24 protein-coding genes and 1 tRNA gene are annotated in these 24,243 nt (G+C 56.0%); 18 read left to right on the top strand and 7 right to left on the bottom strand.

Going from position 1 to position 24,243, the window contains the following annotated elements; all coding sequences use genetic code 11:
- The first annotated feature begins 6 nt into the window (after window positions 1-6).
- The 3 genes from AC3DKS_RS13670 (at window position 7) to AC3DKS_RS13660 (ending at window position 2,901) form a co-directional block, all read left to right on the top strand.
- Entirely contained in the window at window positions 7-1,368 is a 1,362-nt protein-coding gene (locus tag AC3DKS_RS13670; RefSeq protein WP_015753794.1) for a TolC family protein, read from the top strand.
- A gap of 106 nt (window positions 1,369-1,474) precedes the next feature.
- Window positions 1,475-1,657, top strand: a complete 183-nt coding sequence (locus AC3DKS_RS13665) for a CPXCG motif-containing cysteine-rich protein (RefSeq protein ID WP_272608394.1) — start codon at window positions 1,475-1,477, stop codon at window positions 1,655-1,657.
- Between the two features lie 101 nt (window positions 1,658-1,758).
- Window positions 1,759-2,901 (top strand): formylglycine-generating enzyme family protein, encoded by a 1,143-nt coding sequence (locus tag AC3DKS_RS13660; protein WP_272608396.1) that lies wholly within the window; start codon window positions 1,759-1,761, stop codon window positions 2,899-2,901.
- A 66-nt stretch (window positions 2,902-2,967) separates the two neighbouring features.
- On the opposite strand, the gene AC3DKS_RS13655 is transcribed toward AC3DKS_RS13660, so the two are convergent.
- Together AC3DKS_RS13655 and AC3DKS_RS13650 are read right to left on the bottom strand one after the other, a co-directional pair.
- Window positions 2,968-3,243, bottom strand: a complete 276-nt coding sequence (locus AC3DKS_RS13655; protein ID WP_015753797.1) for a DUF202 domain-containing protein — start codon at window positions 3,241-3,243, stop codon at window positions 2,968-2,970.
- A gap of 37 nt (window positions 3,244-3,280) precedes the next feature.
- Entirely contained in the window at window positions 3,281-3,802 is a 522-nt protein-coding gene (locus AC3DKS_RS13650; protein ID WP_041327014.1) for a hypothetical protein, read from the bottom strand.
- Between the two features lie 155 nt (window positions 3,803-3,957).
- On the opposite strand from AC3DKS_RS13650, the gene AC3DKS_RS13645 reads away from it, so the two are divergent.
- The gene (locus AC3DKS_RS13645; protein ID WP_015753799.1) at window positions 3,958-4,122 is read left to right on the top strand and encodes a hypothetical protein; all 165 of its coding nucleotides are present in this window, start codon (window positions 3,958-3,960) and stop codon (window positions 4,120-4,122) included.
- Here the strand turns inward: AC3DKS_RS13645 and madM are convergent.
- Genes madM through AC3DKS_RS13630 form a run of 3 tightly spaced genes read right to left on the bottom strand, consistent with a single transcriptional unit; the run spans window position 4,119 to window position 6,747 of the window.
- On the bottom strand, window positions 4,119-4,862 hold the full coding sequence (madM, locus tag AC3DKS_RS13640) for a malonate transporter subunit MadM (RefSeq protein WP_272608400.1): 744 nt from the start codon (window positions 4,860-4,862) through the stop codon (window positions 4,119-4,121). The two genes, AC3DKS_RS13645 and madM, sit on opposite strands and share 4 nt — an antisense overlap.
- Window positions 4,862-5,245 carry a malonate transporter subunit MadL gene (madL, locus tag AC3DKS_RS13635; RefSeq protein WP_015753801.1) on the bottom strand — a complete coding sequence of 128 codons (384 nt, stop codon included), beginning with the start codon at window positions 5,243-5,245 and terminating at the stop codon, window positions 4,862-4,864. The genes madM and madL overlap by 1 nt, the downstream gene beginning before the upstream one ends.
- Entirely contained in the window at window positions 5,242-6,747 is a 1,506-nt protein-coding gene (locus tag AC3DKS_RS13630) for an acyl-CoA synthetase (RefSeq protein WP_272608402.1), read from the bottom strand. The genes madL and AC3DKS_RS13630 overlap by 4 nt, the downstream gene beginning before the upstream one ends.
- A 136-nt stretch (window positions 6,748-6,883) precedes the next feature.
- Between AC3DKS_RS13630 and AC3DKS_RS13625 the strand changes: the two genes are divergently transcribed.
- Window positions 6,884-8,371, top strand: a complete 1,488-nt coding sequence (locus tag AC3DKS_RS13625) for a Gfo/Idh/MocA family protein (RefSeq protein WP_015753803.1) — start codon at window positions 6,884-6,886, stop codon at window positions 8,369-8,371.
- Between the two features lie 198 nt (window positions 8,372-8,569).
- Window positions 8,570-9,475, top strand: a complete 906-nt coding sequence (locus AC3DKS_RS13620; protein WP_272608403.1) for a phytanoyl-CoA dioxygenase family protein — start codon at window positions 8,570-8,572, stop codon at window positions 9,473-9,475.
- Window positions 9,476-9,529: 54 nt separating this feature from the next.
- Here AC3DKS_RS13620 and AC3DKS_RS13615 read toward each other — a convergent pair whose 3' ends face one another.
- Window positions 9,530-10,756, bottom strand: coding sequence for an aminotransferase class V-fold PLP-dependent enzyme (locus tag AC3DKS_RS13615; RefSeq protein WP_272608405.1), 1,227 nt, complete (start codon window positions 10,754-10,756; stop codon window positions 9,530-9,532).
- A 129-nt stretch (window positions 10,757-10,885) separates the two neighbouring features.
- Here AC3DKS_RS13615 and AC3DKS_RS13610 point away from each other — a divergent pair, with 129 nt between their 5' ends.
- The 8 genes from AC3DKS_RS13610 (at window position 10,886) to AC3DKS_RS13575 (ending at window position 19,066) form a co-directional block, all read left to right on the top strand.
- Window positions 10,886-12,130, top strand: coding sequence for an esterase (locus AC3DKS_RS13610; RefSeq protein WP_272608407.1), 1,245 nt, complete (start codon window positions 10,886-10,888; stop codon window positions 12,128-12,130).
- Window positions 12,131-12,140: 10 nt separating this feature from the next.
- Complete coding sequence (locus AC3DKS_RS13605; protein ID WP_272608409.1) at window positions 12,141-13,610, top strand: alpha/beta hydrolase; 1,470 nt, start codon at window positions 12,141-12,143, stop codon at window positions 13,608-13,610.
- Window positions 13,611-13,715: 105 nt separating this feature from the next.
- Window positions 13,716-14,435 carry a hypothetical protein gene (locus AC3DKS_RS13600; protein WP_272608411.1) on the top strand — a complete coding sequence of 240 codons (720 nt, stop codon included), beginning with the start codon at window positions 13,716-13,718 and terminating at the stop codon, window positions 14,433-14,435.
- Between the two features lie 118 nt (window positions 14,436-14,553).
- Window positions 14,554-15,708: a baeRF7 domain-containing protein gene (locus AC3DKS_RS13595; protein ID WP_474731967.1), complete on the top strand. Its 1,155-nt coding sequence runs from the start codon at window positions 14,554-14,556 to the stop codon at window positions 15,706-15,708.
- A gap of 109 nt (window positions 15,709-15,817) precedes the next feature.
- Window positions 15,818-16,051 carry a thioredoxin family protein gene (locus tag AC3DKS_RS13590; RefSeq protein ID WP_474731968.1) on the top strand — a complete coding sequence of 78 codons (234 nt, stop codon included), beginning with the start codon at window positions 15,818-15,820 and terminating at the stop codon, window positions 16,049-16,051.
- A 62-nt stretch (window positions 16,052-16,113) separates the two neighbouring features.
- Window positions 16,114-16,722, top strand: coding sequence for a MarR family winged helix-turn-helix transcriptional regulator (locus tag AC3DKS_RS13585; protein WP_474731971.1), 609 nt, complete (start codon window positions 16,114-16,116; stop codon window positions 16,720-16,722).
- A 305-nt stretch (window positions 16,723-17,027) separates the two neighbouring features.
- Window positions 17,028-17,711, top strand: coding sequence for an aspartate/glutamate racemase family protein (locus AC3DKS_RS13580; RefSeq protein ID WP_474731972.1), 684 nt, complete (start codon window positions 17,028-17,030; stop codon window positions 17,709-17,711).
- 20 nt (window positions 17,712-17,731) lie between these two features.
- The gene (locus tag AC3DKS_RS13575; protein WP_272608420.1) at window positions 17,732-19,066 is read left to right on the top strand and encodes an MBL fold metallo-hydrolase; all 1,335 of its coding nucleotides are present in this window, start codon (window positions 17,732-17,734) and stop codon (window positions 19,064-19,066) included.
- A gap of 322 nt (window positions 19,067-19,388) precedes the next feature.
- Here the strand turns inward: AC3DKS_RS13575 and AC3DKS_RS13570 are convergent.
- Window positions 19,389-19,461 (bottom strand) — tRNA-Met (locus AC3DKS_RS13570).
- 121 nt (window positions 19,462-19,582) lie between these two features.
- Between AC3DKS_RS13570 and AC3DKS_RS13565 the strand changes: the two genes are divergently transcribed.
- The 4 genes from AC3DKS_RS13565 (at window position 19,583) to der (ending at window position 24,113) form a co-directional block, all read left to right on the top strand.
- Complete coding sequence (locus tag AC3DKS_RS13565; protein WP_041327530.1) at window positions 19,583-20,947, top strand: alanine/glycine:cation symporter family protein; 1,365 nt, start codon at window positions 19,583-19,585, stop codon at window positions 20,945-20,947.
- Window positions 20,934-21,821, top strand: a complete 888-nt coding sequence (gene era, locus AC3DKS_RS13560; protein WP_015753818.1) for a GTPase Era — start codon at window positions 20,934-20,936, stop codon at window positions 21,819-21,821. The genes AC3DKS_RS13565 and era overlap by 14 nt, the downstream gene beginning before the upstream one ends.
- A 205-nt stretch (window positions 21,822-22,026) precedes the next feature.
- Window positions 22,027-22,734, top strand: a complete 708-nt coding sequence (locus tag AC3DKS_RS13555) for an acetyltransferase (RefSeq protein ID WP_041327532.1) — start codon at window positions 22,027-22,029, stop codon at window positions 22,732-22,734.
- A 77-nt stretch (window positions 22,735-22,811) separates the two neighbouring features.
- Window positions 22,812-24,113, top strand: a complete 1,302-nt coding sequence (der, locus tag AC3DKS_RS13550; protein ID WP_041327015.1) for a ribosome biogenesis GTPase Der — start codon at window positions 22,812-22,814, stop codon at window positions 24,111-24,113.
- Window positions 24,114-24,243: the final 130 nt, after the last annotated feature.

Below are 24,243 nucleotides of genomic sequence, written 5' to 3'. Positions count from 1 at the left end.
GCATAGATGACACTACGTTTTACGATTCTACTCGTTGGCCTCTGCTGGCTGCTTCCCGCTAAGGCCCAGGATTCGCTTTTGACCCGGGAAGACGCCGTGGCCCTCGCCCTGGAAAACAACTTCGGGATCCAGGTGGCCCGCAACCAGGTGGAGATTGCCGGGAACAACGCAAGCATCCTGAACTCCGGGTACCTGCCAACCCTGACCGGCCAGGCCGGTGCAAATTACAGCCGGAACGATTCGCGTACGGAATTCCCGGGGCAGGTGGATGAAGAAGGAAACCCGCTGGCGGACGTAGAACTGAACAATGCGGAAACCCAGCAATACTCCGGCTCGCTCAACCTCAATTACACGCTCTTTGACGGGATGGGCCGGTTCTACAACTACAAGAGCCTCAAGGAACAGTACCGGCTCAGCGAACTCCAGGCCCGGGAGACTATAGAGAATACCGTTTTGCAGCTTTTCAGCGTGTATTTTGAAGTAGCCCGGCTCACTGAAAATGTGAACATATTTTCCGAGGCATTGCGCATATCCCGAGACCGGATCACCCGGGCGGAATACGCCTTTGAATTCGGCCAGAACACGAAGCTGGATATCCTCAACGCGCAGGTGGACGTGACCAACGACAGTATCAACCTGTTGAACGCCCGCCAGCAGCTGGCCAACGCCAGGCGCGACCTTAATGTCGTGATGAGCCGGGATCTCAATGAGGTGTTCCGGGTGGATACGATGATCCGGTTTACGCCCATGCCGCAGGTAGAAGGGTTTATCGAATCGGCCATGGAAAACAACGTGGCCATCCTGCAAACCGAGCGGAACCTGGCCATCAACGAATACGACATCAAAATCAACCGGTCCGGTTACCTCCCGACCATCGGGCTCAGCGGGTCCTACGGCTGGAACCGGAGCCAGAACCCCCCGCGGATCTTCGGAAACTTCCAGGCGCCCGGGACAAACAGTATCAGCTACAACCTGGCCCTGGGGGCAAGCCTTACCTGGAACCTCTTTGACGGGGGCGGCACCACGGTTCGGGTGAAAAATGCCCGGATCGCCTATGAGAACCAGGAACTGTTGCAGCGACAGGTGGAACTCGAGGTAACCCGCGATATCCAGAACGCCCTGGCCATTTACGAGAACCGGCTGGAGATCTTCCATATCCAGGAACAGAACGTATTGACCAACCAGAACAATTTCGAGCGTTCCCGGGAGCAATTCCAACTCGGGCGGATCACCTCCATCGAATTCCGTCAGGCCCAGATCAACCTGCTCAACGCCCAGACCAATAAGAACCTGGCCAAGTACGACGCAAAACTGGCGGAATTGCAGCTGTTGCAACTTACCGGGCAGCTGCTGAACCTGGAGTTTTAAATACTGCGGGTATTTTGCGCAGGGATCGCGTATATTGAACACAGGGGAAAGGCCGGGGGTATTCCCCATACGGTAAGGCCCCCATTACAATCCGTATCTTTGCGGCATGGAAGAGCACTTCTTTCAATGCCCGTACTGTTGGGAAACGATTTCGTTTCTCATCGACACCTCCGTGTCCTCCCAAACCTATATTGAAGACTGTGAGGTTTGTTGCAATCCCATTGAGATTACAGTGGCGTGCGACGGCGCGGGCATCCGGTCCTTTGAGGCCCGTGTGCTGGGGCAATGAACCGGCCAGGGGCTACTGCTCCCAAAACAGTTTATCACCCTTTTTTTCTATACAGTTGCTTTGCCGTACTTTAGACACTTGTTAATCCCCGAAAGCTACGTATGATGATGAGACTTTTCCGAAATATCCGCCTGCTTGTCCTGGCAGGAGCGTTAATACTTGCCGCCTGCCGCGACGCGGACGGTCCGCCTTCCCACCGCGGAGATGCCCAGCAGGCGGATCAGGCAGCCGGGGCACAGCTGCCGGAAAAAGCCAGGGCCGGATCCCCGGAGGCGCACCAAAACAGCGTACACCCGGATTCGGTTCCCGAAGGCATGGTGTATATCCCGTCGGGATCGTTCCTGATGGGCGGAAAATCCGACCAGGCCAGCCCGGATGAATTGCCGCGGCGTTCCGTACAGGTGGCCGGGTTTTTTATGGACCGCACGGAAGTGACCAACCGGGAATTTGCTGCATTTGTAGATGCCACCGGCTATGAAACTGTTGCGGAAAAGCCCATTGATTGGGAAGCGATGAAAACCCAGCTGCCCCCCGGCACCCCCAAACCGCCCGATTCCCTGCTCCAGGCGGGTTCCCTGGTATTCCATGCCACCGACCGTCCGGTAGACCTCCGCGACCTGAGCCAGTGGTGGCACTGGACCCTGGGCGCCAACTGGAAGCACCCGGAGGGCCCGGAAAGCGACCTTGAAGGGCGGATGGACCACCCGGTGGTACATATTGCCCTGGACGACGCCCTGGCCTATGCCCGATGGGCAGGAAAACGGCTGCCGACTGAAGCGGAGTGGGAATGGGCCTCGATGGGCGGCCTGGAGGACCCCAAATACCCCTGGGGAAATGCGCCTATTTCGGAATCTGCCGACAAGGCCAATTTCTGGCAGGGGATATTTCCCTATAGCAACGAGCAGGCCGATGGCTATCTGCGAACCGCCCCGGTGGGCACTTACCCGGCCAACGGATACGGCCTGGTGGATATGGCCGGGAATGTGTGGGAATGGTGCCAGGATAAATACCGTTCGGATACCTACCAGCTGGAGACCACCCCCACGGACCGCATGAACCCGCGGGGGCCGGATACTTCTTTCGACCCCAGCGAACCCCTCGCCGAGAAATACGTGATCCGCGGGGGCTCTTACCTGTGTAATGACAGTTATTGCAGCGGTTACCGGGTTTCCAGGCGGATGCGCGCCACCCGGGATTCCGCCTTTGGCCACACCGGCTTTCGCTGTGTAAAGGACGCGGAGTAGGTAGTTCCGCAGATCCATATCCGTTGCAGGGGGAAGCTAACCGGATGCATCAATGGGGCCACCGGTTCAGGTGCGGACCATGTAGTATTTTTTAATCTGTTTTTTCACATAGAGAAACCGGGCGATCCCGATGGCCAGGAGTATGGGGGAGAGGGATAGCAGGAAGTAACCGAGCTCGGCGATTTCCTCCAGAACTGTGAGTTTCAGAATGGCCACCCCGGAACTCAGGAATACAATAAATGTCCTGAAATAGGCCAGGAAGGTCCGTTCGTTGGCCAGGCGGGTCCGTTCTACGGCCAGGTCGTCCGAGCGGCTGAGGTCTAATCGTTTCTTTTTTGCCATGCTAACGGGATTTGGTTGTCAGCTCAAAGTTAACAGGTTAGGACAATTCCCTGGCAACCCTGCCGGTATTCAACCGGTAAATCAACCCAACCAGCAGTACCACACCGCCCCCCAGGGCCCATGGGAAGTACGCTTTAAAGCGTTCATTGCGCTCCGGGTCCCTCCAGGCAGTTATTTCGTAGTCGAAGGCCAGGAAATTCGAAAGGACCAGCAACAGGGAAACGGCCAGGAAGCAGAGGACGACGGTCAGCAACGGTCGGGACCAGTCCCTTCGCCTGAGCATCCCGATGGCGCCGAAAAGCCAGAGCAGGTTCAGGAGGGTGAAAAGGGCGGCAAACAGCCGCAGGTTCGAATAAAAAACAACCTCCAGCATGTTGTGGGCCGGAAAGGTGGCGCTGTCTACAACGCCCTCCGCATACAGCTTGAATAGAAGCACATTGGGCAGGATGCTGATAAACAGGAAGAGGGATGACGCCAGTACAAAAAGCCAACCCCAGAACCGGATAAACCGGGACCCGGAGGATCTTGCCGGAATGTCGCTTTGGGATGTACGCATCATAATCGCCCTGCATAATTACTATTTTCCTGTTGAGCGGCACGAGGAGCAGGCTGGAATTAACGTTCCTTTAAGGTCAAAATAGGATAGAAACCGGGTAAAATCGCTATTTCACGGGAAGGAAGGCCCGCTTAGTTTTGCAGAAAAACTAAATGGCTATGTCGAATATCAAATGGAATTACTGGATCCCCGTACTGGGCGTGGCGGCCATTTTGCAAAACCATGGATCCTACCTCAACAACCGGGAAGAACGTCTCCTGGTTCTTTTTCATGTCCTGACCGCCTTCTTTGGCCTGGCAGCCCTGTTCCTGTCGTTTATCTAGACGAAAAGCCGGACCAGCAGATACAATACAGAGGGGCAGAGCAGGCACCCGATCCCGGTATAGAACGTAGCGGTAAGCGCTCCGTAGGGTACCAGGCGGGCATCCGTAGCCGCCAGCCCGGCCACCACACCGCTGGTGGTTCCGATGAGCCCTCCGAAGACCATGGCCGAATGCGGGTTGTTCAGGCCGATATATCGGGCGATAAAAGGGGTGCCGATAGTGGCCGCCAGGGTTTTGACCACCCCCGCTGCCACGGAAATGGCGATGACATCCGACGTGGCCCCCAGTGCGGTCCCGGTTACCGGGCCCACAATATACGTGCAGGCGCCGGCGGCGATGGTGGTAATATCCACCGGATTGGAATACCCGAGGGCCAGGGCCACCATCGCCCCGGCGACAAATGCGATCAACACGCCGGAGAGCAGCGCAACCACCCCGGCCTTGCCTGCCTGCTTGATGGTTTCCAGGTCGGCCCCCATTGCAGTGGCTACCACGGCAAAATCCCGGAACATGGAACCCCCGAGGACGGCCATTCCGGCAAACAACGGGTGGTCTGCTATCCCGCGCTCCCCTCCCAGGAAGGCCAGTCCCAACCCAATAAGTATCGCCAGGGCGGCCCCGGGCAGCCTGCCTCGGGTCAGGTATCGGGAAATGGCGTAGGCAGCCCCCATAATCAGGCCCACCACCAGGAAGGCCAGGATCAGGCCGTTCCTCTCAATCAGCGTTTCTACCCAGTCCATTATTTCAGCGGATTTTGGCCGCGATCGGACGGCCGGCCGATGCGCGAAAGCAGAGGTACGAGCAGGAACCCGGCTATGGTGGCGCCGAGGCCGGCGAGTACCGCCACCCAACCGCCCCCAAAGGCGGCGTGGACGTTCAGGGTAGCTGCCATGGCAACAATGATGGGGATATACATGGCGCTCCAGAAGGCGATTCCGGATTCGGAGGTATCGGAAAACCAGCCCCTCCTGCGCAGGTACAGGCTAACGAGCATCAAGAGGAACATCGCAAAGCCCACCCCGCCTATATCCCCGGGGATACCGATCAACTCGCCCAGGAGCTGGCCGAGGAATTTCCCGGCCAGGAAGCAACCGCACAACAAAGCAACCCCATATATCTTCATCCGGTGGTATCTGACGGTTTAAAAGAATCCTTCAGGGCATTTTTGGTAACCTTCCCCAGCACATTCCGGGGCAATTCATCCACAAACAGGTACAGGCGGGGGGTTTTGTATCCCGGCAGACGCGTTTTTAACCATTCCGTTAGTTGTTCGGTGTCCGGTTGCCGGGTACCTGGGACGATGGCGGCCCCGATAACCTCCCCCCACTCCAGGTCGGGGACCCCAACCACGCCGCAATCTTTTACCTCAGGATGGGTCCGGAGTACTTCTTCGATTTCCAGGGCGGATATTTTATACCCCCCGGATTTGATGATGTCCACGGAATTCCGGCCGAGGATCCGGTAACTCCCGTCGTCCCACTGGGCGATGTCGCCCGTGCGGAACCAACCGTCCTGGGTGAATGCCTCTGCAGTTGCCTCCGGCCGGCCCCAGTACTCCCGAAAGACATTGGCGCCCTTTACCTGGATTTCCCCGGGACTCCCGTGGGGTACCTCCTGGTTTTCTTCATCTACCAGCCGGACCGATACCCCCGGCAAGGGCTGCCCGATATAACCCGGCCGTCGCAGCCCGTCATAGGGGTTGCTGATGGCCATGCCCATTTCGGTCATCCCATACCGCTCCAGCAAGGTATGCCCGCTGATCTCTCGCCACTGTTCCAGTACGCTGACCGGCAGGGCCGCAGAGCCCGAAACCATCAACCTGAATTTTTGCAATTGCCCGCTGATGGCTTCCCGCTCTTTTTCCGGCAGGGTTTGGTAGTGCGCAATCAGCTTAAAATAAATGGTGGGCACGGCCATAAACAGGTTTACCTGCCCCCTCAGAAAGGCCTCAAATACCTTCCCGGGTTTGAATTTTGGCAGGAATTCGCAACATGCGCCGCTCCAAAGGGCGCAGCAGAGCATATTGACAATCCCGTGTACGTGGTGCAGCGGGAGTACATTGAGGATGTGGTCGTCGGCCTGCCATTTCCAGGCTTCTGTCAGGGCGGTAATCTGCGCTTCCAACCCGGCGTGAGTGGTAACCACCCCCTTGGGCGACCCGGTGGTCCCGCTGGTGTAGAGGATCATCGCGCGCCGTTCCGGCCCGAGTGTTGGCAGACGGCCCTGTTCCGCCCCGAGTGCGGTGTAGGGAACCAACTTGCTGATGGCTCCCAGGGGTTCGAGGAACTCCCGGTATTCCTCCGTGCAAATGACTGCATCTGCCCCGGTATCCCGGACAACGTATTCCATGGATGGCAACGGGTGTTTCTCGCACAGGGGCACCGCAATGCCGCCCGCCCGCCAGATCCCCCATTGGATACAGACGTAGGCAAACCCCGGCGGGGCCAAAAAGGCAATTCGCGCCTCTTCCAAATCCGCTGCCCCACCCAGCAGGCCCAGGGCCAGTTTGCGGGATTCCGACAGCAGTTGGCCGTATGAATAGCTGCTTCCCGCGCACTGAATGGCTGTTCGGTCCGGGTGCTGCCGGGCGCGCTCAATCAATGGGAGTGATAGATTGTTTTCCATGGTCTGGCGGCATTGATGTGGGTCTAAAGTACTAAATTCCCTGTTGCCGAACCGGCGTTGAACCAACGGGGTTTTGCAACCCAAAAATATTAGTACCTTTTAGGACCATAGACCATAGACCATAGACCATAGACCAATGAAAACATCTAAAGGGCCCGCCAAAGGCCCGAACACCAACAAAAGGCGCGATTTCCTGAAGAAAAGCGCCCTGGCATCTTCTGTATTTATCGTACCCCGCCATGTGCTGGGCGGCCCTGGGTTTATCGCCCCGAGCGACCAACTGAACCTGGCAGCCATCGGTGCAGGGGGCAAGGGACGCAGCGATATTATGAACGCATCCGTTGGGGGGCGCGAGCGGGTAGTTGCCCTTTGCGACGTGGATTTCTCCGGCTCGGCGGCCGCCTCGGTGGAATCCTTCCCCAAGGCAAAGCTCTTCAGCGATTACCGGCGGATGCTGGATAAGAAAAAGAACATCGACGCGGTGACCATCTCCACCCCGGACCATATACATGGACCGGCCGCAAAAGCGGCCATGGAGCGGGGTATCCACGTGTATGTGCAGAAACCGATGACCCATAACATCCGGGAGGCCCGGATGCTCACCGAGATGGCGCGGGAGAATAAGATCGTCAGCCAGATGGGGAACCAGGGCGGCTCCAACCCGCTGCTCGGGATGGTCCAGGAGTGGGTGGATTCGGGCCGGCTTGGCAAGATCCACAAGGTAGAAGTCTGGACCAACCGGCCGGTCTGGCCCCAGGGCTTTGCCATGCCTGCCCCGGACCCTTCTCAAAAGCCCGAGGCTTTGGACTGGGACCTCTGGCTGGGGCCGGCCCCCGAGACCCCCTATATCCCGAATATCCACCCGTTTAACTGGCGGGGTTGGTGGGATTACGGCACGGGCGCTTTGGGCGACGTGGGTTGCCACCTGATCGACATCCCCTTCCGCACCCTGGGCCTGAAATACCCCAAGGATGCAGAATGTAGCGTGGGTACGGTATTTACCCAGATGTGGACCCCGGATTACCACCCGGAAGGCTGCCCGCCCTCGTCCTTTATTACGTTACATTTCGACGCCACCGAAAAGACAGGTTCACCTATCGAGATGACCTGGAGCGACGGGGGGATCCGACCGTCCCACCCGGAAATCATCCCGGCCGACCAGGACATCGGCGGCCACGGCAGTGCCAACGGCGTACTGATCCACGGAGAGAATGGGATCATCTCCACGAATATCAACGACAGTTCGCCCCTGATGCCCAAGCTGTACCTGAACGACGGCACGACGGAATTCGGCCCGGAAGTGGAGGAGAACGAAGAGCCGGAATACGGACACCAGCGCAAGTGGGTGGATGCCTGCAAGGCGGGCTTCGGCAGCGAGGAGCACCTGGCCCTCACCTCGTCCTTTGACTATGCCGGCCCCATGACGGAAACGGTGCTCATGGGGAACCTGGCTATCCGCAGCTACATGCTCCGGCGGGAGGTGACCGGCGAGAACGGCCGGCCCCGGCAGGAGTTCTACGGACGCAGGAAATTGCTTTGGGACGGCGAGAATATGAAGATCACCAACCTGGAGGAGGCCAACCAGTTTGTCACCCGTACCTACCGGGAGGGGTGGGAGATGTAGGCGATTTGCCAATTTGCCAATTTGCCAATTGGGCAATGAATCAATTTGGAAATGAGTCAATTTGGAAATTTGGCTATGGGCAATGCTGCCCCGGGACGGAGGGGATTTTCGCAATTAACTTCGTAAAAAAGCATGTAGTTTTAACTTTACCTGTATGTCCAGTCAGGAGCCTTCCAATGGAATTTTATTAAGTAAAGCATGAAGACATCACAAACAAGGGACCTCTCCGAAACCCGGGGTTTGGTGGGAGACCTGTTCCCGGAACTACCCGCGGGGGAGGCCTGGGAGCGCTACCGGCTTGCGGATGCGCAGCTTGCCTTTTTTGAGGAAAACGGCTTTCTGAGCGGGGTAAAGATCCTGGATGACGACCAGGTGGATGCCCTCCGGCTGGAGCTTGAGCAACTTATGGACCCGGGCCACCCGGGGCATCATCTGTTTTATGAGTTCCATTCGAATGAATCGTCGGATCCGGATACCGTGCTCTTCCATTCCCTGGGGCATTGGCGCATAACCCCCGGGTTTCACGACGTATTGTGGAACCCCCGGTTTGTGGTCCCTGCCAGCCAGCTGCTGGGCGGCAAAGCTGTCCGATTCTGGCACGACCAGCTGTTTTGCAAACCCGCCCGGCACGGGGGCGTGGTGGCCTGGCACCAGGACTACAGTTACTGGACCCGCACCACTCCCCTGCAACACCTCACTTGTTGGGTAGGCCTGGACGATGCCACAGCGGATAACGGGTGCCTGCAATACATCCCCGGCAGCCATAAATGGGACTTGCTGGAAAAGATCGAACTGGCCGGTTCCATGGACAGCCTCCGGGACCTGCTGAACCCCGGGCAAATCGCACAATACGAAAACCGGGTGGCAGCGGAGATGCCGGCGGGATACGCCACGTTCCACCACCCCAAGATGGTCCACGGCTCCTATGAAAACCGATCGGACAAGCCCCGGCGGGCTTTTGTCCTGAACGTCTTTGCCGACGGTACCCGTTCCAATTCCGATGAGGTTTTACTCAATGGGGTGCCCCCGATTAAAAAAGGGGAACCCATGGGCGGCAGGTTCTTTCCGCTGTTGTTTAAACCACCGGCTGCGCATGGGGAGTAACCCGGCGTAACGGGATTCGCAAACCGGCCGGCCGGCGTTGTTTTGAGAACCGGCCTATAAGGCCCGCTTCAAGCCGTCGATAAGCTGAGCGACCTCTTCGGGGCTCGTGTAGTGCACAAAGGAAAGGCGTATCACCCCCGGGTCGGTTGGAAGTTTCATATCCTTAAGCGGCCGGACGGCATAGAAGTGTCCCATCCCGGTCATCAGCTGGTATTTTGTAAGGGCTTCATAAACCTGGCCCACGGTCTTTTCCAGGGGCAGAATGGAGACGATGGGCGCCCGGTCTTCCAGGGTGTTTGGCCCGACAATCCGGACGTCCTCCCTGCCGGTCAGGAATTCCAACAGGGGTTGCAACAGGCCCTTTTCATGGTCGCGGAACATGCGGTTCAACAGATCCCGGCGTTTTGGGGGCTCCGCCTCGTCGCGGAAATGATGGTCGTAAAGGGCGTCAAAATAATCGGCCATCCCAGCTGCGGCCGCTACCTGCGCGTGGTCCGGTCCGGCCGGGGTAATCTTATGGCGGAGGCTGTCTTTCTTAAAAAAGTGCGCCTGGTTCTCCATTTTTTCCAGCAGGTTGCGTTCCACATACATGACCCCCAGGTGGGGCCCGAAGGTTTTGTAAGCGGAAAACATGTAAATGTCCGCTCCAAGGCCCTTCACATCCGGAATCTCGTGGGGGGCCCAACCAACCCCGTCCACCACGGTGCGCACCCCGCGGCTTCGGGCCATTTCGGAGATTTTCCGAACCGGGTTAACATGGCCGATAACATTGGAACAATGCGGGTAGGCTACCATCCGGGTCTTGTCCGTAAACAAGCGGCTGAGCACCTCCGGGTCGAGGACCCCGGTAACCGGGTCCACATGCCATTCCACAATGTTCAGGCCGCGTTCCCCGAGCCGTCGCCAGGCGCCGGCATTTGCCTCGTGGTCCTGGCAGGAGACGATGATTTCATCCCCGTCATCCCACAGCGGGCGCAGCGCATTGGCCAATACATAAACGTTCTGGGTGGTGGAGGGGCCGAAATGGACTTCCAGCGGGTCGGCACCCATATATTCGGCGATCCGCCTGTAGGCCTCGTCCATCAACTGGCCGGCCCGGGTGGAGGCAGGATAGGGATAGTAGGGCTGTACCTTATTCCCGGTATAGAACCGCGTTAACCGGTCTACCACCTGCCGGCAAGGGTAGGAGCCCCCGGCATTTTCAAAGAAGGCCCAGCCTTTCAGCCCGGGTTGGGAGAACGCCGGAAATTGGGAGCGGGTAAAATCCAGGTCTAGCGTCATGTTTTTTCTTTGATGTTTCTCCGGGTAAGGTATAAAAAAGTTTTGGGGAGTGGCCCGGCAGAAATACGCTTTGATGCGCATCCGGTTAATCCGTATCTTGACAGGATGAACAAGTTAATCGAACAAATTATGAAAATGATCGTAGCATCTACCCGACGAAAATTATCGCTTTCGGGTTTGGCAAAGGGGATTTCGCGAAACGGCGTGTTTGCGCTGGCATTCCTGATTTCCTTTCTGGCGAGTGGACAGGAGATTTCACAGGCTGCCCCGGTGGTCTCCCCGGAATTGGCTGCTGACAACTCGGTGACTTTCCGGATTGCGGCACCCCAGGCAGTTGAGGTCCAACTTAGCGGGAACTGGATGCCCGCAGCCCCTACCCCCGAGGGAGGCTTTGCCCAGGAAATGACCCCCCTGGAAAAGGGACAGGACGGCATTTGGACCGTGACCGTCCCAGCCATGGAACCCGAATTGTACGCCTATGCCTTTATGGTGGACGGGGTGCGTACCCTGGATCCTGCCAACAAGAACATCGTACGGGACGGCCGCTTCAGCACGGCCAGCGTGCTTTACGTGCCCGGAGAAGCTTCAGACCTTTACTGGGCAAAAACCGGGCCCAAGGGCAGCGTGCACCAGGTCTGGTATGAGTCGCCCACCCTGGGCCTGACCCGCCGAATGTTTGTCTATACCCCGCCCGGGTATGCGGAAAGCAACGAAAATTTCCCGGTGCTCTACCTGCTCCACGGCGGCGGCGGGGATGAGGAAGCCTGGCCCACCCTGGGGGCGGCCCAGAACATCCTGGACAACCTGATCAATGCGGGTGAGGCCAAACCCATGCTGGTGGTGATGACCAACGGGAATCCGGAACAGGCGGCCGCCTTTACCGTCAGTCCGAAACTGGATACAGAGGCCCAAGGTATCGGAGGCATGGCGAGCATGTTGTTTGAAAAGAGCCTGGTGAGCGATGTGATCCCCTATATCGAAGCGAATTACCAGGTAAAGACGGGTAAGGAGAACCGGGCGCTTACCGGCCTTTCCATGGGTGGGTTGCAAACGATGAATACCACATTTGAAAACCCGGGGATGTTTGATTACATCGGGGTGATGAGCATGGGGTTTGCCGACCTGAGCCGATTCGGGATCGAGATTGACCATTCCAAAAGGGAGCAGCAAATCAAAGCGCTGGCAGCGGCCGACCCAGAATTGTACTGGATTGCCTGCGGCAAGGACGATTTCCTATATGAAAGCGTGGTGACCATGCGGGAGAAGCTGGACGAACTGGACTTTGATTATGTATACCGCGAAAGCCCCGGGGGCCATACCTGGACGAATTGGCGGATCTACCTCTCGGAGTTTGCGCCCATGTTGTTTAGATAATTCCCGGATTTTGAAGCGGAGGCGCACACGCGAAATTGGGTTTCGGGTAACCAAATTACCCGTTTATGCGCTCTTATTCGGGCTTGTGCTTATCTGGCCTTCCGGAGGCGGGGTTGCCAATGCGCAGGAGACCCCGGATACGGGCCTGTCAGTTCCCCCGGGTCAATTGGCGGAGAAGATCCCGTACGGCCCGGACCAATCGGAAAGCTACGCGGCCTACCTGGCCGAATCGGCAGCGCCCAATCAGTTGCTCCCGGTATTATTCGTATTCGATCCGGCAGCCCGGGGTGCCCTCGCCGTTGAAACCTTCGGGGAAATTGCGGAGGTCCACGGGATGCTGCTTGTGGGTTCCAACGAGGCCAGAAACGGGCCCTACGAGCGGAATTTTGACATTGTAAACCGGCTTTTTTCAGAAATATTCAATAAGTACCCCATTGACGGGGAAAGGGTTTTTTTAACCGGGTTCAGCGGGGGGTCGCGCCTGGCGGCCTCCGTGGCTATCCTAACCGGGCAAATTGCCGGGGTTATCGGGTGCGGCGCAGCCTTTGACAGCACGGCAGGATATATCCCCCCTCCGGGCGCCGATTTTCTCTACGCGGGGGTTGTCGGTTACCAGGACATGAATTTTCTGGAAATGGGCTATGCGGAGGAGTGGCTGGACCGACTGGCGATTACGAACAAAAGGGTCACATTTGAAGGGGGGCACCGCTGGCCGGACCCGGGGGAGCTCCTCCGGGCCATGGACTGGATGATGCTGGCAGGGCATACCCAAAAGGGGTTTCCTCTTGAGAAACCCCGTATTGATGCCGGGTTGAAGCGCGCCCTTGAGGCTGCTCAGGCCTACAAACGCGCGGGCCGATTGGTGGATGCCATTCGGGAATACCGGGATATTCAGGAGCTTTATGCCAACCTGTATGCCCTGGATTCCATTCCCGGGGCTATTGATGAAATCCGGGATTCTGACACCTACCGGGAATTGGTAAATCGCATGGAGGGCCTTGCCGGGGAGGAAGAAGCATGGACCACCCGATTCCGCGGGTTGGCCGAAGCCATCCTGCAACGGGGCAGCGACAGGGAGTATGGCAAATGGGAAGCTGCCTGGGGCCGGTTCCGGAAAAAGTACGACGCGGATACTGCCCCGCTAATTGCCGACATGCAGAAACGTGTGGAAGGCTTTGTTTTTGCTTTTTGCATTGAACGCGCCAACGCCCTTCGGACAGACGGCAATTACGACGAATCCCTGAAGTTGAGTCGGTTGCTGACAATCGCTTTCCCCGACCGGCCCTATGCCTGGATCCGTGCAGCTGAAGACCATGCCCGCCTGGAAAACGAACAGGAGGTGTTCCATGCGCTCGGCAAGGCAGTCTCCCTGGGGTTTTCCGATCGGGCAGCCCTGGAAGCCCGTGCCGCCTTTGCTCCTTACATCGGGAGGGATGCCTGGCATTCGCTTTTTGGCGGTGTGGCGGATGTGCCGGATTGATTTGGGGTGCCTTGGCTGTAAGAAGTTCTCAGCGCCCGGGAAAATGTTATTCTATGGATTGGAAATAGTACATTTATGAATGCCCCGGACCAAATGGATAATCGTATGAAAAAATATCAATCGTTGTACGCGTGGATGATTGGCCTGTTTGCAATTGTACAGGTCAGTATTTTCTATTATTACTGGCCCCGTTTCACCACCCAGACGTGGGAGATTCATTTTCATTATTGGCTGGTAACCGCCTGGTACCTGATGCTGATTATACAGCCTTACCTTATTTCAAGGGGAAATATCCAGAGACACCGGACGCTCGGCATCATCGGGTTTGTCCTTGCCGGCGGTGTCATTTTTACCGGTATGAGCCTGCTGGACGTCCCCCTGAAACTCGCTGAAGCCCACGACCCGACACGGCCGGGCCCGCCGATTTCGTTTTATTACGGGACGCTCATTATCGAAGCTGTATCCATGCTCGCATTCGGCTTCGCCATCTTAAAGAGTATCCTGCACCGCAAGGAAATCCACGAGCATTCCTGGTGGCTGATTGCCGGGGCTTTTTATATGATGCCCCCGGCACTGGGGCGCGGCATGATTGTCTTTTGGCGTCGCATGCTGCCTCCCGAGAATTTCAAGCCACTATTCGCGTTGGTCAGCACGGAACTGATCTATCTTGGATTGTTCCTGTGGTTTGCCTCGAGGTTTGGAAAATTCCGGCATGCGGCTACAGCCATTGGCCTGCTGCTAATCGTCTTCCGCATGTTGCGGGTTCCCATGGGCGCTTCTGAAGCGATCCAGGAATTCCTGCATAACTGGATTCAATGGCGATGAGCCGCTGATTGCGTCAATTCCCGTGGCCTCCCGGTCAACGGGAATTCCATAGCTTTTGTATATTATAATAGCCCGCATGAGCGGGAATAATTAATTGTAAACCCGAAAGCGACGCACAATGACGTTACTTACCAAAAAAGCATTTACGCAACTGAGCGGGGTACATGCCCCAACCTGTATTTCAATATTTATCCCGACCCACCGGGCCGGGCAGGAAGTCCTGGAGAAAAAGGATCAGCTGGCCCTGAAGAACCAACTCAAGGAGGTTTCACATAATCTCGCGGGACAGGGCTATTCGGATCAGGAGGTGAAATCCATGCTGGAGCCGGCCGCCCAGCTGCTCGAGGATACCGAATTTTGGCGCCACCAGTCCGATGGGCTCGCCCTGTTTATCTCGGAGGGTTTTTTTCAAAAATTTACTTTGCCCCTCGAATTTGAAGCAGCCCACCACATCGGCAACAGTTTCCACCTGGTACCGCTAATGCCTTTATTGACGGGCGATGGCCGGTTCTTCATCCTGGCACTCGGCCTGGAAGGGGTAAAGTTCTACGAGGGGACGAAGTATTCCATAGCCCGGATCATTGTATACGACCTGACACCGGCCCGCCTGGAGGATCGGGTGGGGTACGATTACGAGGAAAAATTCCTCCAGTTCCGCTCCCAACAGGAAGGGGCCGGACACGCCATGTTCCACGGACATGGGGAAGGGGAGGCCGACCATAAAAACGAGATTCTCCGTTACTTCCGGGCGGTGGATGAGGGGTTGATGCAAATCCTGCACGATGAACGGCAACCCCTGGTGCTGGCATCGCTGGATTACCTGGCCCCCATTTACCGGGAAGCGAACAATTACAACCACCTGTTTGAATCGCATATTTCCGGCAATCCCGGGGACGACGACCTGATGTCCCTTCACGGCAAAGCCTGGGAACTGGTGGCCCCGCATTTTGAAAGCGGTCGGCGGGAGAAAGCCGGCGCCTACCAGCAAGCTCTTGGCACCGGGAAAGCGTCACCGGATTTAAGGGATATCCTGCCCGCAGCCATGGACGGCCGTATCGACGCACTTTTCTTACGCGAAGGGGAAGACGTACAGGGGCTGTACAACCAGGAGGACCGGGAGTTGGAAATTCATGAATCGCTGCGGGAAACAAGTGTTTCCCTGTTCAACCTGGCAGCCGTTGAAACCTACCTGCAGGGCGGCGATGTCTTTGTTGTGCCGGAAAAGGAAATGCCGGACGATCATTCGGCTGTTTGTGCATTGTACCGGTATTGAATGTTGGGGATAGCCGACTGAAGTGCAAAGAAATTCGAGAAATACATATAAAGTTAGGAATCCTTACTATATTTGTTGCAAAGAGTAAGGAACCCTAACAAATTCTATTATGCAAAAGTCTATTTTTTATCACGCGGGTTGCCCCGTCTGTGTAAGTGCGGAAGCGGACATCCTCAACCTGATCGGAGCTGAGAATGTCGAAGTCGTCAACATCGGGACTGATAAGTCCCGGATTCCGGAGGCAGAGAAGGCCGGAGCCAAATCGGTACCCGTACTGGTAACCCCAAACGGCCATGCCCTGCATATCAACTATGGCGCTTCCATTGCCGAGGTGAAGGGCTGATTTGCCCCGATTAATTAGGAATGCTAACTTTGCCTGCCGGATGTTATCCGGCGGGCATTATTATGAAGGATACAAGCATTTTCAACCCGGATTTCCAGAACGAGCAGGTTTCCAGTAAAATCGTTGCCGGATTGGAGCGCATATCGGAGGTCTTCAAGGTACTGCTCTGGCAAAAAGCCAAATCCATCGGGCTGAGCCCCATCCAGATCCAAATCCTGATATTCGTAGCTTACCATAAACCGGCCCTGTGCAATGTGAGCCACTTATCGCAGGAGTTCAACGTAACCAAGCCCACGGTGAGCGATGCGGTCAAAGTCCTGGAGAAAAAAGGGTTGATCCACAAAATTTCTTCGCCTTCAGACAACAGGAGCTATACCATCGGCCTCACGGTGGCGGGCAAACAGGTCGTAGAGGATACCCAGGATTTCGCCCAACCCCTGAAAAACGAGTTGAAAGATCATACCCATGCAGATCTCGAAGGACTTTTTCAATCCCTGAGCACGCTGATTTACCGTCTGAACAGGTCCGGATTACTCACCGTCCAGCGTACCTGTTACGGTTGTAAGTTCTACGAGAAAACACCCGATGCACACTATTGCCATTTACTCGAAAAAAGCCTTTTCGATCAGGATATCCGGCTGGACTGCCCGGAATTTGAGGCCGGAGCCTGAAGCTGACGAAGGCACCCGCAATTCTTGTATTACCCATATTTTGCGCAACTTTTAACATCTCATGTAACCCAGGTTACTGTGGTCGCGACCAGCTTCCCATACCTTTATTTCAAAGTTGAAATTGGAATTTTCAGATTTTGCCAATGACAAATGGCTCGTCATGTATTCGATCCCGGCCTGAGACCCTTGCTGAAATGGATGCCAGGATTAGCGGCGAATCTGTGGAATAGGTTGGTTGTTTGTTTTAGGAGACGGTCCGCTCACCGGGCCGTTTCCTTTATTTACTGCAACTTCAAATCATTAGAATGAGGACACTTGGGCTTATAGGTGGTACTTCCTGGCATTCAACCATTGAATACTACCGCTGTATCAATGAACAGGTTGGAAGGAAAATTGGCCGGCATGCCAATCCGCCCCTGATCCTGCACAGTATCAACATTGAATTGATGCGGGAACAGGACCCCCGGAAAATCAACGCCAAGTACCTGGATGTAGCCCAAAAATTGGAGCAGGCTGGTGCCGGCGCCATTGTCATCTGTGCCAATACCCCGCATATGGCCTTTGAATACGTGCAACCCAAAATCGGCATCCCTTTCCTGCATATTGCGGATGCCACGGGCAGGGAGGCGGAACGATTGGGATTGAAGAAATTGGGGCTGTTGGGGAATCGACCGACGATGACGGGGGATTTTATTTCCGGATACCTCAGGTCAAAATACCGTATGGAAACCCTGATTCCGGAAGCCCGGTACATTGGGCAGGCTCATGACTACGTGTCCAAAGAGCTTACCCAGGGCGAATTTTCGAACCGCGCCAGGAAATTTTTCCTCACTCAAATAGAACTTCTCAGGGCCCGGGGCGCGGAAGGGATCATTTTAGGTTGTACCGAACTACCATTATTGCTAAAAGAGGACGATATTGACATCCCCTTGTTGGCAACGACCCACCTGCACATTGGGATGGCGGTAGCATTTATCCTCGCCGAATGACAAGATTTAAAACTGAAACCATGTATATTAAACAATTTGAGTACAAACCGCTGGCGCATTATTCCTACGCCCTGATCAGCGACGGGGAAATGGCTGTGGTAGACCCGGAGCGCGACCCGCTGCAGTATTACAAAATTGCAGAGGAACACGGTGCCCGAATCACGGCGGTAATCGAGACCCACCCGCATGCGGATTTTGTGAGTTCCCACCTGCAGATACACCAGGAGACGGGCGCAACCATTTACAACAGCGAAAAACTGGGAGCGGATTATCCGCATAAGGGATTTGATCAGGGGGATGTCCTCCAAATCGGTAAGGCCACCCTGCGGGCCATCAATACGCCGGGCCATTCGCCGGACAGCATCACCCTGGTTGCCGAAGAAGGCGGAAAGACAGCACTATTTACCGGAGATACACTCTTTATTGGCGACGTGGGCCGCCCGGACCTGCGGGAGAAGGCCGGAAACATGCGGGCAAAAAGACAGGAACTCGCCGAGATGATGTACCATACGATACAGCATAAATTCAAGGACTTACCGGATGACGCTCTGGTCTATCCTGCGCATGGCGCCGGATCGCTTTGCGGTAAAAATTTAAGCAGTGACAAAAGCAGTACACTCGGCAATGAACGCATGGGCAACTGGGCCTTTAAGGATCAGAGTAAGGAGGAATTCATCAGTACTTTGCTCGACAGCCAACCGTTTATTCCAGGCTATTTTGGTTTTAATGTCGATGTGAATAAAACCGGAGCCGGGAACCTGAGGGAGGCCCTGGCTGCCGTACCGTTCAGGATGCATGGGTCTGAGAAAGGCCTTATTGTGGATACGCGGGCTGAAGAGGATTTTAAAAGCGGCCACCTGGAGGGGAGTATCAACATACAGGCCACTTCCATGGATGACAAGTTCGAGACCTGGTTGGGGTCTATTGTGGAGCCCCGGGAGGAATTCCATCTGGTGATTGACCGGTCTGCAGATTTGGGAGCGATATTGAACCGGGTGTCGAAAATTGGGTACGAAAAACAGTTGCAATCGGTATTCACCCTGAACGGGAGGAATTTGGTTGAGAGCAGGTCGCTGGACCTGCAGGATTTTGAGGCCCATCCGGAGCGATATACCGTCATCGATGTCCGGAACGCCAGCGAGGTGGAGGAAGGCAAGATCTTTGACCATGCGCTCTCCCACCCCCTGAATGAATTGCGCGGTACGGCCGGTAAAATCCCAACGGATAAACCGGTGGTGGTGCACTGTGCCGGGGGATATCGCAGCGCTGCGGGGAGCAGTATTCTTTCCAGGGAACTCGAAAGCGTCCGGGTATTCGACCTGGGTGAAGATATCAAGAAGTTCACGCCATCATAAAGCGGCCATGGGGGGCTTTACAAGGAAAGCCGGTCGGGTGGATGACTGGATTGCTTTCTCGGCTGGCGCCTCGAAAGCGGCCACCCATGCCCCACAGGACTGGATTGCTTTCTCACTGCGTTCGAAAGCGGCCACCCATGCCCCACAGGACTGGATTGCTTTCTCACTGCGTTCGAAAGCGGCCAGAATGGGGGAGCTTAACAAAGAAAGCCATCCGCCCCGCTGGCGCGCGGCGTTGCCTTTTTCCTCTGTCCGCATGCTCAAGCGAGCTTGGCATGCTCCCAAAGAAAAAAGCCACCGACTCTGTCGATGGCTTTCTTTGTAGCGGGGACTGGACTCGAACCAGCGACCTTCGGGTTATGAGCCCGACGAGCTACCTACTGCTCTACCCCGCGATGTGGACGGCAAATATACGACGATTTATTGGTTTAATCAAAAGTTGGCTGGGGGAAATATTTATCCTGCCGCCGGGTGCTTTTGCGAAATTCCCTAACTTCGGCCATTGAGGAATTTCGGATGGAAGTTATCAATGAATTCATAGCGGGCCTGATCCCCTATACGGAATGGCCCATGTTCCTGCTGCTTATCGGCGGGGGGTTGTTTTTGGTGTTTTATTCCGGCTTCGCCCCGTACCGGTATTTCCGCCACGCCCTGGCGATAACCGCGGGAAAATACGACGATAAAAAGGCCCAGGGGGAGGTCAGTTCCTTCCAGGCATTGTCCGCTGCGGTGGCGGCCACCGTGGGATTGGGGAATATTTCCGGGGTGGCTATTGCCATCCACGACGGGGGGCCGGGCGTGGTCTTCTGGATCTGGATGACAGCGCTGATCGGCATGTGTATCAAATACTATTCGTGCAGCCTGGCCATCATGTACCGGGGTACGGATTCCGATGGAAAATTGCAGGGAGGCCCGATGTTTTACATTACCCAGGGAATGGGGCCAAAGGCGAAGCCCCTGGCGGTCTTCTTCTGCATCTGCGGCCTCTTTGGGTTCCTCGGGGTATTTACCGCCAACCAGTTCACCGAAACGTTTATGAGCGTTGTGGAACCCACGGAAACCCTGTGGGCCACGTCGGAATTCAACTGGAAGCTGCTGATCGGTATTGTACTGGCCATAATTACCTCCTTCGTGATTTTCGGGGGGCTCACCAAGATCGCAAAGGTGGCCTCGGCCATCGTCCCTTTCATGGTATTGCTTTACCTGGTGGCGGTTATCGTGGTGATGGTCCTGAATTCCGATCAGGTTTGGCCGGCCCTCCGCATGATCCTCCGGGAAGCCTGGAATTTTGAGACCGCCGTCACGGGCGGTTTCTGGGGATTGGTCATTATCGGGATCCGCCGGGCGATGTTCTCCAACGAGGCCGGTTTGGGGAGTGCACCCATGTACCACGGCCAAAGCCGGAACGACGAGCCCATCAAGGAAGGGTTGGTCGCCATGCTCGGGCCGTTTATCGACACCATCCTCGTCTGCACCTTTACCGCTGTGGTCATTATCCTGAGCGGGGCCTATCTGGAAGACGGGAGCGGGATTGTTATGACCCTCAGTGCCTTCCGCACCACGCTGTTCGGATACGGGGACGAATTGCTGATGCTGATCGTAACCGCCTTCGCGCTTTCAACCCTCTTCACGTATTCGTATTACGGGGTCAAGAGCCTTTCGTTCCTGACCACCGCGCGGATCGGGAAGTACTACAACTGGTATTTTGTCGTCATGATCGTCTTTGCCGCTGTGGCTTCCCTGGAGCTCGTCAAAAACCTCATCGACCTGTCGTACGCCCTGATGGTTATCCCAAATATGATCGCCGTACTGTGGCTCGCCCCCCGGGTGAACGCCGCGGCAAAAAAATATTTTAAGCAGTTGCGCCATGAAAGAGCATAAGGCCGGATTTGTCAATATTATCGGGAACCCGAATGTGGGGAAATCCACCCTGATGAACGCCCTGGTCGGGGAGCGGCTGTCGATTATCACCTCCAAGGCCCAGACTACCCGCCACCGGATCCTGGGGATCGTCAACGGGGACGACTTCCAGATCGTATTTTCGGATACCCCCGGAATTATCAAACCCGCATACGGGTTGCAGGAATCCATGATGGACTTCGTTCGCCTGGCCCTAGTGGATGCGGATGTTCTCCTCTACATGGTGGAAGTGGGGGAGAAGGGCCTGAAGGACGAGGCATTTGCCGAAAAGATCCGGAGCAGCCAGATCCCGGTTTTGCTCCTGATCAATAAAATAGACACCTCGGACCAGGGGCAGCTGGAGGAGCAGGTAGCTTTTTGGACGGAGCAATTCCCCAACGCGGAAATCATCCCGATTTCGGCCCTGGAGCGTTTTGGGGTGCCGGAGGTGCTGGACCGCATCCTGGCACTGCTCCCGGAGGCACCTCCCTATTTCCCCAAGGACCAGCTCACCGACCGGCCGGAACGCTTTTTCGTCAATGAGATCATCCGGGAAAAGATCCTGCTGCACTACAAAAAAGAAATCCCCTATGCCGTCGAAATCGAAACGGAACGGTTTGAGGAAACCGACGAGATCATCCGTATCGGGGCGGTGATCATGGTGGAGCGGGCCACGCAAAAAGGCATCCTGATCGGGCACAAGGGCAGCGCGCTGAAGCGTGTGGGAACGGAGGCCCGCAAGGACCTGGAAACGTTTTTCGACAAGAAAGTCTTCCTGGAGTTGTTTGTCAAGGTAAACAAGAATTGGCGTAACGACGCGCGGCAATTGCGCCGGTTTGGGTATGATTCCAAGTAGCCCGCAGCAATCCGAAAACTCCCCGGGTTCCGGGAGCCCGTATTTTATCGATATGAGCTATCCCGTTCCTCCTACAGGCATCTGAGTCAAAAATTCCTACGTTTTAAGAAAAAACACCCGGGAGCGCTCAGCTGCTTTTTATATCTTTGAATTATCGACGAAATGTTGCATTTCATCGATGAAATACCTAAAAGCCCCCGATCCCATGAAAAACATCATCATTTTTGGTGCGTCCGGTCATGGCAGCGTCGTTCTGGACATCCTGGAGTCCGAGGGGCTGTACCAGCCGGTTGGCTTCCTGGATTCCTACAAACCCAAGGGAACCAAAAAGAACGGATACGAGGTACTGGGTACCTCCTACGACCTTCCCTACCTCATCGAGACGTTTAATATTCACGGCGGCATTGTGGCTATTGGGGATAACTGGATCCGGCGGACCATCGTCAAGCGTATCCTGAGCATCGTTCCGTCTTTCCGCTTTGTAAGCGCTGTACACCCGTCTGCCAGTATCGGCAAGGATGTGCAGATTGGCCAGGGTTCCGTGATTATGCCGGGGGTCATCGTCAATGCAAATTCCCGCGTGGGACAGCATTGCATCCTCAATACCCTGTCATCCCTCGGACACGACGGGTTGATGGACGATTTTTCGAGCCTTGCCCCGCGGGTCGGTACCGGGGGCAATTTCAAACTGGGCTATTGTTCGGCTGTATCCCTGGGGGCCAACGTCGTTGAAAACATCCAGGTAGCTGAGCATGCGGTGATTGGTGCCGGTTCACTGGTAATGAATGACATCCCCTCCAACGCGGTGGCTTTTGGCAGCCCGGCCCGCGTGGTGCGGTCCCGGGAGATCGGAGAGAGCTACCTCACCGGCAACAGGTACCGGCAGCGGAGTACCGTGACCGGAGACCTGTAAGCCGCTTCGCCACCACCTGCACCCACCCGTTTCATATCTACCCCTTTAACACTACCTTTGTGGCCTGAAGCACGCCTATGTCTGCCATTGTAGCAATTGTGGGACGTCCCAATGTTGGGAAGTCAACTTTTTTTAACCGGATGATCCAGCGCCGGGAGGCCATTGTGGATGCCGTGAGCGGGGTTACCCGAGACCGGCACTACGGCAAGAGCGATTGGAACGGGAAGGAATTTTCCCTGATCGATACGGGGGGATATGTCGTCGGCAGCGACGATGTATTTGAAAAGGAAATCGACAAGCAGGTCCTCCTGGCCGTCGATGAGGCCGATGCCATCTTGTTCATGGTGGATGCGGTCACCGGCGTTACCGGGATGGACGAGGAGGTGGCACGCATGCTCCGGAAGGTGGACAAACCCATATTCCTGGTGGTCAACAAGGTGGATAATGCCGCCCGCCTGGAGGATGCCGTGGAATTTTACTCCCTCGGCCTTGGGGAATACTACCCCGTCTCCAGTATCAATGGGAGCGGTACCGGCGAATTGCTGGATGCCCTGGTCCCCGTGCTGCCGGAGCGCCCCCCCAGGGAGGAAGCCCTGCCGCGGTTTGCGGTGGTTGGCCGCCCGAATGCCGGGAAATCCTCCTTTATCAATGCGCTGATTGGGGAAGAGCGCTATATCGTTACGGATATCGCGGGCACCACCCGGGATAGTATCGATACCCGATACAACCGCTTCGGTTTTGAATTCAACCTGGTGGATACGGCGGGTATCCGGCGAAAATCCAAGGTGAAGGAAGACCTGGAATTTTATTCGGTCATGCGCTCGGTTAGGGCCATCGAGCATTCCGATGTCTGCCTGATCCTGGTAGATGCCACGCGGGGCTTTGATGGCCAGGTACAGAATATCTTCTGGCTGGCCCAGCGCAACCACAAAGGGATCGTCATCCTGGTGAACAAATGGGACCTGGTGGAAAAGGAAACGGGCTCCGTCAAGGAATACACCAGAATGATCAAGGAAGCCACGTCCCCCTTTACGGACATCCCCATCGTATTTATTTCCGCCCTGAACAAGCAGCGCATCTTCAAGGCCATCGAGACGGCCGTGACCGTCTACGAGAACCGGTCCCGGCGGATTCCCACACGGAAGCTCAACGACCTGATGCTGCCCATTATCGAGAAGTACCCGCCCCCGGCAATCAAGGGGAAGTACGTCAAGATCAAGTTTTGCACCCAGCTCCCCACGCCATTCCCGCAATTTGCATTCTTCTGCAACCTGCCGCAATACGTCAAGGACCCCTATAAGCGATTTTTGGAAAACAAATTGCGCGAACAGTTCGACTTCACAGGTGTGCCCATGGACATTTTTATGAGGAAGAAGTAGTTTGCCAACTGCCGGTGAAGTGCGCTCCTGTCTGGCTACCCCGGGCAGGCTTGTTGCGCCTCCGCCCGGCAATCGATGATTAACAGGCTTACCATCCCCCGGAGGCACCGCCGCCCCCGAAGCCACCGCC

The organism is Robiginitalea sp., assembly GCF_982776155.1.
The sequence above is the reverse complement of the archived record's forward strand: the minus strand, read 5'-3'. Positions and strand labels throughout refer to the sequence as shown.

Bases quoted from the DNA above. Each gene is read 5' to 3' on its own strand.
- AC3DKS_RS13610 (WP_272608407.1), top strand. From the start codon at position 10,886: ATGAAAATGATCGTAGCATCTACCCGACGAAAATTATCGCTTTCGGGT.
- AC3DKS_RS13575 (WP_272608420.1), top strand. From the start codon at position 17,732: ATGTATATTAAACAATTTGAGTACAAACCGCTGGCGCATTATTCCTAC.
- AC3DKS_RS13580 (WP_474731972.1), top strand. From the start codon at position 17,028: ATGAGGACACTTGGGCTTATAGGTGGTACTTCCTGGCATTCAACCATT.
- AC3DKS_RS13590 (WP_474731968.1), top strand. From the start codon at position 15,818: ATGCAAAAGTCTATTTTTTATCACGCGGGTTGCCCCGTCTGTGTAAGT.
- AC3DKS_RS13660 (WP_272608396.1), top strand. From the start codon at position 1,759: ATGATGATGAGACTTTTCCGAAATATCCGCCTGCTTGTCCTGGCAGGA.
- madL (WP_015753801.1), bottom strand. From the start codon at position 5,245: ATGAAGATATATGGGGTTGCTTTGTTGTGCGGTTGCTTCCTGGCCGGG.
- AC3DKS_RS13620 (WP_272608403.1), top strand. From the start codon at position 8,570: ATGAAGACATCACAAACAAGGGACCTCTCCGAAACCCGGGGTTTGGTG.
- AC3DKS_RS13565 (WP_041327530.1), top strand. From the start codon at position 19,583: ATGGAAGTTATCAATGAATTCATAGCGGGCCTGATCCCCTATACGGAA.
- der (WP_041327015.1), top strand. From the start codon at position 22,812: ATGTCTGCCATTGTAGCAATTGTGGGACGTCCCAATGTTGGGAAGTCA.
- madM (WP_272608400.1), bottom strand. From the start codon at position 4,862: ATGGACTGGGTAGAAACGCTGATTGAGAGGAACGGCCTGATCCTGGCC.
- AC3DKS_RS13555 (WP_041327532.1), top strand. From the start codon at position 22,027: ATGAAAAACATCATCATTTTTGGTGCGTCCGGTCATGGCAGCGTCGTT.
- AC3DKS_RS13585 (WP_474731971.1), top strand. From the start codon at position 16,114: ATGAAGGATACAAGCATTTTCAACCCGGATTTCCAGAACGAGCAGGTT.
- AC3DKS_RS13665 (WP_272608394.1), top strand. From the start codon at position 1,475: ATGGAAGAGCACTTCTTTCAATGCCCGTACTGTTGGGAAACGATTTCG.
- era (WP_015753818.1), top strand. From the start codon at position 20,934: ATGAAAGAGCATAAGGCCGGATTTGTCAATATTATCGGGAACCCGAAT.
- AC3DKS_RS13625 (WP_015753803.1), top strand. From the start codon at position 6,884: ATGAAAACATCTAAAGGGCCCGCCAAAGGCCCGAACACCAACAAAAGG.
- AC3DKS_RS13600 (WP_272608411.1), top strand. From the start codon at position 13,716: ATGAAAAAATATCAATCGTTGTACGCGTGGATGATTGGCCTGTTTGCA.
- AC3DKS_RS13670 (WP_015753794.1), top strand. From the start codon at position 7: ATGACACTACGTTTTACGATTCTACTCGTTGGCCTCTGCTGGCTGCTT.
- AC3DKS_RS13595 (WP_474731967.1), top strand. From the start codon at position 14,554: ATGACGTTACTTACCAAAAAAGCATTTACGCAACTGAGCGGGGTACAT.
- AC3DKS_RS13645 (WP_015753799.1), top strand. From the start codon at position 3,958: ATGTCGAATATCAAATGGAATTACTGGATCCCCGTACTGGGCGTGGCG.
- AC3DKS_RS13655 (WP_015753797.1), bottom strand. From the start codon at position 3,243: ATGGCAAAAAAGAAACGATTAGACCTCAGCCGCTCGGACGACCTGGCC.
- AC3DKS_RS13615 (WP_272608405.1), bottom strand. From the start codon at position 10,756: ATGACGCTAGACCTGGATTTTACCCGCTCCCAATTTCCGGCGTTCTCC.
- AC3DKS_RS13650 (WP_041327014.1), bottom strand. From the start codon at position 3,802: ATGATGCGTACATCCCAAAGCGACATTCCGGCAAGATCCTCCGGGTCC.
- AC3DKS_RS13630 (WP_272608402.1), bottom strand. From the start codon at position 6,747: ATGGAAAACAATCTATCACTCCCATTGATTGAGCGCGCCCGGCAGCAC.